At 64.9% G+C, this 10,388-nt stretch carries 12 protein-coding genes; 10 read left to right on the top strand and 2 right to left on the bottom strand.

Annotated features, from left to right (window positions below; translation table 11 throughout):
- The 7 genes from PU724_RS26135 to PU724_RS26105 form a co-directional block, all read left to right on the top strand.
- Positions 1 to 277 (top strand): 2-oxo acid dehydrogenase subunit E2 (locus tag PU724_RS26135; RefSeq protein ID WP_426213665.1); only part of this gene is annotated, 277 nt, incomplete at its 5' end.
- 15 nt (positions 278 to 292) lie between these two features.
- Positions 293 to 718 carry a hypothetical protein gene (locus PU724_RS26130; RefSeq protein WP_354421689.1) on the top strand — a complete coding sequence of 142 codons (426 nt, stop codon included), beginning with the start codon at positions 293 to 295 and terminating at the stop codon, positions 716 to 718.
- Positions 715 to 1,353 carry an SGNH/GDSL hydrolase family protein gene (locus tag PU724_RS26125; protein ID WP_354421691.1) on the top strand — a complete coding sequence of 213 codons (639 nt, stop codon included), beginning with the start codon at positions 715 to 717 and terminating at the stop codon, positions 1,351 to 1,353. The genes PU724_RS26130 and PU724_RS26125 overlap by 4 nt, the downstream gene beginning before the upstream one ends.
- A 17-nt stretch (positions 1,354 to 1,370) precedes the next feature.
- On the top strand, positions 1,371 to 2,819 hold the full coding sequence (lpdA, locus tag PU724_RS26120; RefSeq protein ID WP_127309197.1) for a dihydrolipoyl dehydrogenase: 1,449 nt from the start codon (positions 1,371 to 1,373) through the stop codon (positions 2,817 to 2,819).
- A gap of 102 nt (positions 2,820 to 2,921) precedes the next feature.
- Positions 2,922 to 3,179, top strand: coding sequence for a GlsB/YeaQ/YmgE family stress response membrane protein (locus tag PU724_RS26115; RefSeq protein ID WP_354421693.1), 258 nt, complete (start codon positions 2,922 to 2,924; stop codon positions 3,177 to 3,179).
- Positions 3,180 to 3,314: 135 nt separating this feature from the next.
- Positions 3,315 to 4,280 carry a lipoyl synthase gene (lipA, locus tag PU724_RS26110; RefSeq protein ID WP_127284097.1) on the top strand — a complete coding sequence of 322 codons (966 nt, stop codon included), beginning with the start codon at positions 3,315 to 3,317 and terminating at the stop codon, positions 4,278 to 4,280.
- Positions 4,281 to 4,287: 7 nt separating this feature from the next.
- Positions 4,288 to 4,743, top strand: a complete 456-nt coding sequence (locus PU724_RS26105) for a type II toxin-antitoxin system RatA family toxin (RefSeq protein ID WP_127284096.1) — start codon at positions 4,288 to 4,290, stop codon at positions 4,741 to 4,743.
- Between the two features lie 14 nt (positions 4,744 to 4,757).
- On the opposite strand, the gene PU724_RS26100 is transcribed toward PU724_RS26105, so the two are convergent.
- Positions 4,758 to 5,240 carry a CinA family protein gene (locus PU724_RS26100; protein WP_127393178.1) on the bottom strand — a complete coding sequence of 161 codons (483 nt, stop codon included), beginning with the start codon at positions 5,238 to 5,240 and terminating at the stop codon, positions 4,758 to 4,760.
- On the bottom strand, positions 5,237 to 6,460 hold the full coding sequence (locus PU724_RS26095) for a bifunctional 2-C-methyl-D-erythritol 4-phosphate cytidylyltransferase/2-C-methyl-D-erythritol 2,4-cyclodiphosphate synthase (RefSeq protein ID WP_127393179.1): 1,224 nt from the start codon (positions 6,458 to 6,460) through the stop codon (positions 5,237 to 5,239). Before PU724_RS26095 ends, PU724_RS26100 begins: the two co-directional genes overlap by 4 nt.
- Positions 6,461 to 6,703: 243 nt before the next feature.
- Between PU724_RS26095 and dusB the strand changes: the two genes are divergently transcribed.
- From dusB to ntrC, 3 genes are read left to right on the top strand one after another with little or no spacing between them, the layout of a single operon-like run.
- On the top strand, positions 6,704 to 7,735 hold the full coding sequence (dusB, locus tag PU724_RS26090) for a tRNA dihydrouridine synthase DusB (protein WP_354421695.1): 1,032 nt from the start codon (positions 6,704 to 6,706) through the stop codon (positions 7,733 to 7,735).
- Positions 7,732 to 8,874, top strand: coding sequence for a two-component system sensor histidine kinase NtrB (locus PU724_RS26085; RefSeq protein WP_127310265.1), 1,143 nt, complete (start codon positions 7,732 to 7,734; stop codon positions 8,872 to 8,874). Before dusB ends, PU724_RS26085 begins: the two co-directional genes overlap by 4 nt.
- Positions 8,871 to 10,331: a nitrogen regulation protein NR(I) gene (ntrC, locus tag PU724_RS26080; protein WP_127310266.1), complete on the top strand. Its 1,461-nt coding sequence runs from the start codon at positions 8,871 to 8,873 to the stop codon at positions 10,329 to 10,331. The genes PU724_RS26085 and ntrC overlap by 4 nt, the downstream gene beginning before the upstream one ends.
- Positions 10,332 to 10,388 lie beyond the last annotated feature (57 nt).

The raw sequence follows: 10,388 nt of genomic DNA, 5'->3' as shown, positions 1-10,388 counted from the left end.
GCCGGAGGAATACCAGGGCGGCACCACGGCGGTGTCCAACCTCGGCATGTTCGGCATCAAGGATTTTGCCGCCGTCATCAACCCGCCGCATGCGACGATCCTGGCGGTCGGCGCCGGCGAGCAGCGGCCAGTGGTCAAGAACGGCGAGATCAAGATCGCCAACGTCATGTCGGTGACGCTGTCGACCGACCACCGCGCCGTCGACGGCGCGCTCGGCGCCGAACTGCTCGGCGCCTTCAAGCGCATGATCGAAAACCCTATGGGCATGCTGGTCTAGGACAGGAAAAGGGCGGTGCGGAAATTCTTCACCAGCCTTTTCGCCTTCATCCTCTCCGGCCTGGCTGGCGGGCTGGTGGCTCAGCAGCTCGCGGTCATGACCGGTGCCACCGAGGAGTACATAGTTGTGTTCGCGGCGACGGTGCTTGTCGTCATCGCCGTGACGATCGTCTTCTTCGCCGTGCAGTTCTTCGCCGAGCCGGTGCGAGCCGTCGACCGCAGTTTGTGGTGGCTGCTCGCCGTGTACGGTCTCGCACTGCTGGCGCTGGCAGGGTGGACTTTTTCCGTGCCGGCCGAGAATCGGGCGACGGCGAGTGACCTTTCGATCGTCGCTGGCCTGATCCTTCCCGGCGTTGCGACGATTATCGTGCAATGGCTGTTCGTGCGCTGGCGGCTCAAGCGCTCGGCGGCAGCGTTCGGCAGGGGTGGGGCAAGCGCATGAAGACAATTCTCTGTTATGGCGACTCATTGACCTGGGGCTATGACGCCGCCAGCCTCGGCCGCCATGCGCTGGAAGACCGCTGGCCGAGCGTTCTCAAGGCGGCGCTGCGCGACGGCGTCGAGGTCATCGCCGAAGGCCTGAACGGCCGCACCACCGCCTTCGACGATCATCTCGCCGGCGCGGACCGCAACGGCGCTCGCGTGCTGCCGACAATGCTGACGAGCCATGCGCCGATCGACCTGATCGTCATCATGCTCGGCGCCAACGACATGAAGCCGTGGATCCACGGCAATCCGGTCGCCGCCAAGCAGGGCATGCAGCGCCTGATCGATATCGTGCGCGGCCACGACTACCCGTTCGGTTGGGCCGCACCCCAGATCCTCATCGTCGCGCCGCCGGCGGTCAGCCGCACCGACAATGCCGAATTCAAGGAAATGTTTGCCGGCGGCGACGAGGCCTCGAAGCGGCTGGCGCCGCAATATTCCGCACTTGCCGACGAGGCCGGCTGCGGCTTCTTCGACGCCGGCAGCGTCGCCGTCACCACCCCGCTCGACGGCGTCCATCTCGACGCCGAAAACACCCGAAACATCGGCAAGGCGCTGGCACCATTGGTGCGCGTGATGCTGGAACTCTAGAAATCAGGGAGAAATCCGTGGCTGAATCCTACGACGTGATCATCATCGGCTCCGGCCCCGGCGGCTATGTCACGGCGGTGCGTTCCGCGCAGCTCGGCTTCAAGACGGCGATCGTCGAGCGCGAGCATCTCGGCGGCATCTGCCTCAACTGGGGCTGCATCCCGACCAAGGCGCTGCTGCGCTCGGCCGAGATCATGCACTATTCGGACCACCTCAAGGACTACGGGCTGAAGCTCGAAGGCGGCAAGGTCAGCGCCGACACCGCCGCGGTCGTCGACCGCTCGCGCAAGGTCTCGCTGAGGCTGAATGGCGGCGTCGCCTTCCTGATGAAGAAGAACAAGGTTGACGTTATCTGGGGCGAGGCCAAGCTTTCGAAGCCGGGCGAGATCGTCGTCTCCAAGACGGCCAAGAAGCCGATGGAGCCGCAGCCGCCGGCGCCGAAAGGCGTCAAGGGCGAGGGCACCTACACCGCCAAGCACATCATCCTTGCCACCGGCGCGCGGCCGCGCGCGCTGCCCGGCATCGAGCCGGACGGCAAGCTGATCTGGACCTATTTCGAAGCCATGGTGCCGAAGGAAATGCCGAAGTCGTTGCTGGTGATGGGTTCCGGCGCCATCGGCATCGAGTTCGCCTCCTTCTACCGCACCATGGGCGCCGAGGTGACGGTGGTCGAGCTGCTGCCGGCGGTGATGCCCGTCGAGGATGCCGAGGTCTCGAAATTCGCGCAGAAACAGTTCGAGAAGCAAGGCATGAAGATCATCCTCGAGGCCAAGGTGACCAAGGTCGAGAAGGGCGCCAACTCGGTGACGGCGCATGTCGAGATGAAGGACGGCAAGGTCGAGAAGATCACCGCCGACCGCATGATCTCGGCCGTCGGCGTGCAGGGCAACATCGAAAATCTTGGCCTTGAGGCGCTGGGTGTGAAGACCGACCGCGGCTGCGTCGTCGTCGACGGTTACGGCAAGACCAACGTGCCCGGCATCTACGCCATCGGTGACGTCGCCGGACCGCCCATGCTCGCCCACAAGGCCGAGCATGAAGGCGTCGTCTGCATCGAGAAGATCGCCAATGTCCCGGGCGTTCATGCCACCGACAAGCAGAAGATCCCCGGCTGCACCTATTGCAACCCGCAGGTCGCCTCGGTCGGCCTGACCGAAGCCAAGGCCAAGGCCGAAGGCAAGGACGTCCGCGTCGGCCGCTTCCAGTTCGGCGCCAACGGCAAGGCGATCGCGCTCGGCGAGGACCAGGGCTTCATCAAGACGATCTTCGACAAGAAGACCGGCCAGTTGCTCGGCGCGCACATGGTCGGCGCCGAAGTGACCGAGCTGATCCAGGGTTTCGTCGTGGCGATGAACCTCGAAACCACCGAGGAAGAGCTGATGCACACCATCTTCCCGCACCCGACCCTGTCGGAGATGATGAAGGAAAGCGTGCTCGACGCCTATGGCCGCGCGTTGAACGCATGATAAATTGGCCGCCCGAGACTCACCTGCGAAAGCCTGGGGAACTCGGCGGCAAGGCAGTTCGTTTCCGGATGCATTTTCACCCGTCACAGGAGGAGTTGGCATATGGACGTGAATGGCGTGGGCTGGCTGGCAGCCATCATCATCGGCGGTCTGGCGGGCTGGCTCGCCGAGATGGTGATGAAAAGCAACACCGGCATCTTCATGAACATCATTATGGGCATCGTCGGCGCGGTCGTGCTGAACGCAATCCTGCAAGCCCTCAATTTCCAATCTTTCGGCGTCGGCTGGTTCGCCTATCTGGTCACCGGCTTCATCGGCGCCTGCCTGCTGATCTTTGTTGGCCGGCTGGTGCGCCGTTAGCCGGCATCGATACCGCTATGCGAAAAAGGCCGTGGCGGCATGCGCCGGTATGGCCTTTTTCTTTGCGCCGAAAAGTCCTAAGTGACGTTGGAATGCGAGCGCCGGGCAGGCGATCGCGCAGCAACCGGGTTTGAGATGGTCACTGTCCTCGACACGATCGCCAATGCGCCGCGCGTGCGGCATCCCGAAAAGGCGCACAAGCCGGACCAGGAGGTGCTGCGCAAGCCCGACTGGATCCGCGTCAAGGCACCGGTCTCGAAGGGCTACGCCGAGACACGCGAGATCGTGAAGTCGCACAAGCTGGTGACTGTGTGCGAGGAAGCCGGCTGCCCGAACATCGGCGAGTGCTGGGACAAGAAGCACGCGACCTTCATGATCATGGGCGAGATCTGCACCCGCGCCTGCGCCTTCTGCAACGTCGCCACCGGCATCCCGACCGCGCTGGATGCCGATGAGCCGGCGCGCGTCGCGCATGCCGTCAAGCAGATGGGCCTCAGCCACGTCGTCATCACCTCGGTCGACCGCGACGATCTTGCCGACGGCGGCGCGCAGCATTTCGCCGAGGTCATCCGCGCCATCCGCGCCGCCGCGCCCTCGACCACGATCGAGATCCTGACGCCGGACTTCCTGCGCAAGGACGGCGCGCTGGAGATCGTCGTGGCGGCGAAGCCCGACGTCTTCAACCACAATCTGGAGACTGTGCCGTCGAACTACCTGACGGTGCGGCCGGGCGCCCGCTATTTCCACTCGATCCGGCTGTTGCAGCGCGTCAAGGAACTCGACCCGTCGATCTTCACCAAGTCCGGCATCATGGTCGGTCTAGGCGAGGAGCGGAACGAGATCCTGCAGCTGATGGACGACCTGCGCTCGGCCAATGTCGACTTCATGACCATCGGCCAGTATCTGCAGCCGTCGAAGAAGCACCATCCGGTCATCCGCTTCGTCACTCCCGAGGAATTCAAGTCCTTCGAGACGATCGGCAAGACCAAGGGCTTCCTGTTGATGGCGTCGAGCCCGCTGACGCGCTCCTCGCATCATGCCGGGGAGGATTTCGCCAGGCTGCGCGCGGCGCGTGAAGCGCAGCTCAAAAAGACCAGCTAATCCCCGAATGCCGAAATTCGAAGCCACCCGCCGCGTCGCCCATACGCCGCAGGAGATGTTCGCGCTGGTCGCCGACGTCGAGGCCTATCCGCAATTCCTGCCGCTGTGCGAAGCGCTCAGCGTGCGCTCGCGCAAGGAGCGCGACGGCCGCACCATCCTCCTTGCCGACATGAGCATCGGTTACAAGGCTATCCGCGAGACCTTTACCACCCAGGTGCTGCTGAAGCCCGACGAGAAGGCCATCGACGTCAAATACATCGACGGACCGTTCAAATATCTCAGCAATATCTGGCGCTTCGACCCGGCCGATAGCGGCTGCGAGGTGCACTTCTTCATCGACTACGAGTTCAAGAGCCGCATTCTTGGCGCGCTGATGGGCACGATGTTCGACCGTGCCTTCCGCATGTTTGCCGAAGCCTTCGAAAAACGCGCCGACCAGATCTACGGCGCAAGAACGGCCTGACCGGAACGAGGGGTCTAGTCCAGCGCCCGCAATCCCAGTTCCAGCGCGTGCCGCACCGTCTCGTGGCGGATGAACTCGCGCCCCTTGTGCGCGAACAGTTGGTGCTCGGCGACGATGGGCTGGCCGGCCAGCGCAAGCCCGAACCAGACGAGGCCGACCGGCTTGTCGGCCGAACCGCCGCTCGGGCCGGCAATGCCGGTAACGGCAAGCGAGAGGCTCGCCCGCGAATGCGCCAGCGCGCCGGCCGCCATTTCAAGCACCGTCTCGCGCGAGACGGCGCCATGCGCGTCGAGCGTTGCGGCGGAAACGCCGAGCATGTCCATCTTGGACTCGTTGGAATAGGTGATGAAGCCGCGGTCGACCACGGCGGAGGAACCGGCAATGTCGGTGAGCGCCGCGATGATCAGGCCGCCGGTGCAGCTTTCCGCCGTCGCCAGCATGATGCCGCGCTGCTGGCAGGCCAGGAGCAGGGCGTTCGCGAGTTCGGCGTTGCTCATTCGGGGACCTCACCTGGAAAGACGACGCTGGCGGTGGCGATCGCGGCTATGCCTTCCTGGCGGCCGACGAAGCCAAGCTTCTCATTGGTGGTTGCCTTGATCGAGATGCGCTCGCAGGAAATGCCGAGCATAGCGGCGAGCGCAGCCGTCATCGCCTCGCGGTGCGGGCCGACGCGCGGCGCCTCGCAGATCAGCGTGATGTCGGCATTGGCGATGCGTCCGCCGCGCCCGCGCACCAGCCTGGCCGCATGTTCGACGAAGATCTTCGAGGCGGCGCCTTTCCACTGCGGATCCGACGGCGGGAAGTGCGTGCCGATGTCGCCGGCGCCGCAGGTGGCGAGCAGCGCGTCGGTGAGGGCGTGGAGGCCGACATCGGCATCCGAATGGCCAGACAGCTTTCTGTCGTGAGGGATGGCGACGCCGCAGAGCGTGACATGATCGCCCGGTTCGAAGGCGTGCACGTCGTAGCCGTTGCCGGTGCGGATATCCGGAAAGCGCGGCCGTTCACCGGAAAGCCGCTGGTCGGCCATTGCAATATCCCTTGCCCAGGTGAGTTTGATGTTGTCCGGCGATCCCGGGACAAGTTTCACCGGTATGTGCGCCCATTCGGCGATCGCCGCATCGTCGGTGAAATCGGCCTTGCCGAGATGATGGGCCTTCTCATGCGCGGCAAGAAGCGGCCAGAACGGAAAGCCCTGCGGCGTCTGCGCGGCATGCAGCCCGTTCCTCGACACGGTCTCCTCGATCATACCGGCCGCCGATTCGCGCTTCAGCGTGTCGGCGACCGGCAAAGCGGGCAGCGCGCCCTGCCGCTCGCCGATGGCGTCGATCGTGCGGTCGATCAGGGTCGCGTCGACGAAGGGACGCACGGCGTCATGGACGAGCACCCGGCCTGGCGCGCTGTCCCTGAGCGCCAGCAGGCCGAGCCGCACCGAGGCCTGGCGCGAATCGCCGCCCGTGACCGCAAGGACGCGATCGGCGCTGGCGCCGGCGGCGTTGCGGAAGAGCTCGCCGTCGTCGGCGTGGATGGCGACGACGACCGGACCGGTCCTCGGATGCGCCAGGAACGTCTCCAGCGTGCGGGCGATGACGGCGCGGCCACCGATCCGCTGATACTGCTTCGGTCCATTGGCCTGCCCGGCGCGCGCGCCGCGGCCCGCCGCGACGATTACCACCGCGACCTTGTCGTCCAAACTCTGATTTTTACTTGCGTCCGTCATTGCGATTTGGCTTAGCGCACGATCCCGAAAAGTGTAATCGGTTTTCGGAAAAGATCGTGCTTCAAATATGAATTCCAGGGCGTCCTTTGCGCATCCCGCAGGACGCACGGTGCTTTGGCCGCGGGACAAGCCGATGCCCGGCTATTTCCCAAATGCGCCTTAATGTGACGTCATTGCGCGTTGCACATCGTCTTGCTTCTGGCTAGAGAATGTGCAGAAATCCGATATGCTTGGTTTTTGTGCATGCCCGAATTGACCAAATTGGCCTTGCCGCTCGATATTGGCGGCGTGAGTATCCGCAATCGCGTCTTCCTGGCGCCGATGTCGGGGATAACCGACGAGCCGTTCCGCCAGCGCGCGCATCGGCATGGCGCCGGACTGGTCGTGTCGGAGATGGTGGCGAGCGGTGAGCTGGCGAAGGGCAGGGCTGGCTGCGACCTGCGCATTCGCCATTCCGGTCTGCCGGTACACATGGTCCAGCTTGCCGGCCGCGAGGCTGCGCACATGGCCGAAGGCGCGCGGATCGCCGCGGGCGAGGGCGCCGATATCATCGACATCAACATGGGCTGCCCGGCCAAGAAGGTGACGGGCGGTTATGCCGGCTCGGCATTGATGCGCGATATCGACCACGCGCTATCGCTGATCGAGGCGGTTGTCGGCGCCGTGGAGGTGCCGGTTACTGTGAAGATGCGTCTCGGCTGGGACGAGAGCGCCCTCAACGCGCCGATGTTGGCGCGCCGCGCCGAACAGGCCGGCGTGAGGATGGTGACGGTGCATGGCCGTACGCGCTGCCAGTTCTACCAGGGCAAGGCCGACTGGCGCGCGATCGCGCGCGTCAAGGAAGCCGTCTCGATCCCGGTCGTCGCCAATGGCGATGTCGGATCGCCGGCGGAGGCTGCTGCCATCCTCGAGCAATCGGGCGCCGACGCGGTGATGATCGGACGCGCGCATTATGGCGCGCCCTGGATCGCGGGCAGCATCGCTGCCTCGGCCGCTGGCGAAACAATGTCCGGCGTTCCCGCAAGCCCGCAGGCTTTGGCCGACTACATCATCGCCCACCACGCGGACATGCTGTCGCTCTACGGGATCGAAAGCGGGTTGCGCCAGGCGCGCAAGCATCTCGGCTGGTATCTCGACCGCCACGCAGCCGGTGTTTCGCCGGAGCTGCGCAAGCGTATCCTCACGTCCTTCGTGCCGGATGAGATCGTTGGCGGACTGCGCCGGGCATTTGCCGATATCGCAGAGGCAGCAACGGATCTGCGGAGCGCGGCATGAAGGCGACCGCCCCGAAGAGCCCAGACATGGCGGACGCCGCAAACATCGTGCTCAACACCATCCGCCGGCCGGTGATCATGGTCGATCCCCAAGGCTTCATCACCTTCGCCAATGCCGACGCGGAGGATTTCTTCCGCTCCAGCGCCACCATGCTTGCCCGCAACACGCTGCCGAAGCTGGTGCCCTTCGGCAGCCCGCTGCTGACGCTTGTCGACCAGGTGCGCGAGCGCCTGGCGCCGGTCAACGAATACCGGGTCGATGTCTCGTCGCCGCGCCTCGGCATCGAAAAGATGGTCGACCTCTATGTCGCGCCGGTGCCGGAGTTCCCCGGTTCCGTGGTGGTGATGTTCCAGGAACGGTCGATGGCCGACAAGATCGACCGGCAGATGACGCATCGCGGCGCTGCCCGCTCGGTCACCGGCCTTGCCGCCATGCTGGCGCATGAGATCAAGAACCCGCTGTCCGGCATCCGTGGCGCCGCCCAGCTCCTCGAGCTCTCGGCCTCCGATGAGGACCGCGCGCTGACCCGGCTGATCACCGACGAGACCGATCGCATCGTCTCCCTCGTCGACCGCATGGAGGTGTTTTCGGACGAGCGGCCGATCGACCGCTACCCCGTCAACATCCATGTCGTGCTCGACCACGTGAAGGCAATTTCCAAGAACGGTTTTGCCAAGCGGATCAAGATTTTGGAGGAATACGATCCATCGTTGCCTCCGGTCTTCGCCAACCGCGACCAGCTGATCCAGGTATTCCTCAACCTGGTCAAGAACGCCGCCGAAGCGATCGGTAGTGACCCGCAGGGCGAGATCTCGCTGTCGACCGCTTTCCGGCCGGGCATCCGTGTCTCCGTGCCGGGAACGCAGGACCGCGTCTCCCTGCCGCTGGAATTCTGCGTGCGCGACAATGGTCCAGGCGTTTCGGAGGACATACTGCCGATCCTGTTCGATCCTTTCATCACCACCAAACCGAACGGCTCGGGCCTTGGTCTGGCGCTGGTGGCCAAGATCGTCGGCGAGCATGGCGGCATCATCGAATGCGATTCGACGCCGCGCGGAACCACCTTCCGCATCCTGATGCCGGCCTGGAAGGAAACCGCGCACGGCGTCGAAGAAGAAGCTGAAGGGGACCGCACATGACCGCACGCGGCAATATTCTGGTCGCCGACGACGATGCGGCCATCCGCACCGTGCTCAACCAGGCGCTGTCGCGCGTCGGCCATGAGGTGCGCGTCACCTCGAACGCCTCGACGTTGTGGCGCTGGGTGGCGGCGGGCGAGGGCGACCTGGTCATCACCGATGTCGTGATGCCCGACGAGAACGCCTTCGACATGCTGCCGCGCATCAAGAAGGCGCGGCCCGAGCTGCCGGTCATCGTGATGAGCGCGCAAAACACGTTCATGACCGCCATCCGCGCCTCCGAGACCGGCGCTTATGAATATCTGCCGAAGCCGTTCGACCTGACCGAGCTGCTCAACATCGTCAACCGGGCGCTGGCCGAACCGCGACGGCCGAAGCTCGACGCGCGCGCCGACGACCAGCCGGAGACGATGCCGCTGGTCGGCCGCTCGGCCGCCATGCAGGACATCTACCGCATGCTGGCGCGGATGATGCAGACCGACCTGACGGTGATGATCAGTGGCGAGTCCGGCACCGGCAAGGAGCTGGTGGCCCGCGCGCTGCACGAATATGGCCGCCGTCGCGGCGGCCCGTTCGTGGCCATCAACATGGCGGCGATCCCGCGCGACCTGATCGAATCGGAACTGTTCGGCCATGAGAAGGGCGCCTTCACCGGCGCGCAGAACCGCTCTACCGGCCGCTTCGAGCAGGCCGAGGGCGGCACGCTGTTCCTGGACGAGATCGGCGACATGCCGATGGAGGCGCAGACGCGCCTGCTGCGCGTGCTGCAGCAGGGCGAATACACGACGGTTGGCGGCCGCACGCCGATCAAGACCGACGTGCGCATCGTCGCCGCCACCAACAAGGATCTGCGCGCGCTGATCAACCAGGGGCTGTTCCGCGAAGACCTGTTCTATCGCCTCAATGTCGTGCCGCTGCGGTTGCCGGCGCTGCGCGAACGCTCCGAGGATATTCCGGACCTGGTGCGGCATTTCTTCAAGCAGGGCGCCAGCGAGGGGCTGCAGACAAAGCGCATTTCCTCCGGCGGCATCGAGCTGATGAAGCGTTACCCCTGGCCGGGCAATGTGCGCGAGCTGGAAAACCTGGTGCGCAGGCTGGCCGCGCTCTATTCGCAGGATGAGATTTCGGCCGAGATCATCGAGGCCGAACTCAAGACAGGCGAGCGGCCGGTCGTCCCCGGCGGCGGCGCGCTCATTCCCGACGATCTCTCCATCGGCCAGGCGGTGGAGCATTTCCTGCAGCGCTATTTTGCTTCCTTCGCCGGCGACCTGCCGCCGGCCGGCCTCTACCAGCGCATCCTCGCCGAGGTCGAGTATCCACTGGTGCTGGCCTCGATGACGGCGACGCGCGGCAACCAGATCAAGGCGGCGGAGCTGCTCGGGCTCAACCGCAACACGCTGCGCAAGAAGATCCGCGAGCTCGGCGTCAACGTCTACAAGTCCTCCAGGCAGGTCTAAAATCGCCCTGCAAGGGCAATGAGCCGGGGAAAGATTTCCGTCTCGGCCACACTTGTT

Origin of the sequence: Mesorhizobium abyssinicae (assembly GCF_049887195.1) — a bacterium.
Taxonomy (GTDB): domain Bacteria; phylum Pseudomonadota; class Alphaproteobacteria; order Rhizobiales; family Rhizobiaceae; genus Mesorhizobium; species Mesorhizobium abyssinicae.
Note: the sequence above shows the minus strand (reverse complement) of the source record. Positions and strands in the feature narration are given on the sequence as shown.

What these genes read in the sequence shown, in the direction of transcription:
- PU724_RS26115 (WP_354421693.1), top strand. Translation starts at nt 2,922, where the DNA reads ATGGACGTGAATGGCGTGGGCTGGCTGGCAGCCATCATCATCGGCGGT.
- ntrC (WP_127310266.1), top strand. Translation starts at nt 8,871, where the DNA reads ATGACCGCACGCGGCAATATTCTGGTCGCCGACGACGATGCGGCCATC.
- PU724_RS26125 (WP_354421691.1), top strand. Translation starts at nt 715, where the DNA reads ATGAAGACAATTCTCTGTTATGGCGACTCATTGACCTGGGGCTATGAC.
- PU724_RS26105 (WP_127284096.1), top strand. Translation starts at nt 4,288, where the DNA reads ATGCCGAAATTCGAAGCCACCCGCCGCGTCGCCCATACGCCGCAGGAG.
- PU724_RS26100 (WP_127393178.1), bottom strand. Translation starts at nt 5,240, where the DNA reads ATGAGCAACGCCGAACTCGCGAACGCCCTGCTCCTGGCCTGCCAGCAG.
- PU724_RS26085 (WP_127310265.1), top strand. Translation starts at nt 7,732, where the DNA reads ATGAAGGCGACCGCCCCGAAGAGCCCAGACATGGCGGACGCCGCAAAC.
- PU724_RS26095 (WP_127393179.1), bottom strand. Translation starts at nt 6,460, where the DNA reads ATGACGGACGCAAGTAAAAATCAGAGTTTGGACGACAAGGTCGCGGTG.
- lipA (WP_127284097.1), top strand. Translation starts at nt 3,315, where the DNA reads ATGGTCACTGTCCTCGACACGATCGCCAATGCGCCGCGCGTGCGGCAT.
- dusB (WP_354421695.1), top strand. Translation starts at nt 6,704, where the DNA reads ATGCCCGAATTGACCAAATTGGCCTTGCCGCTCGATATTGGCGGCGTG.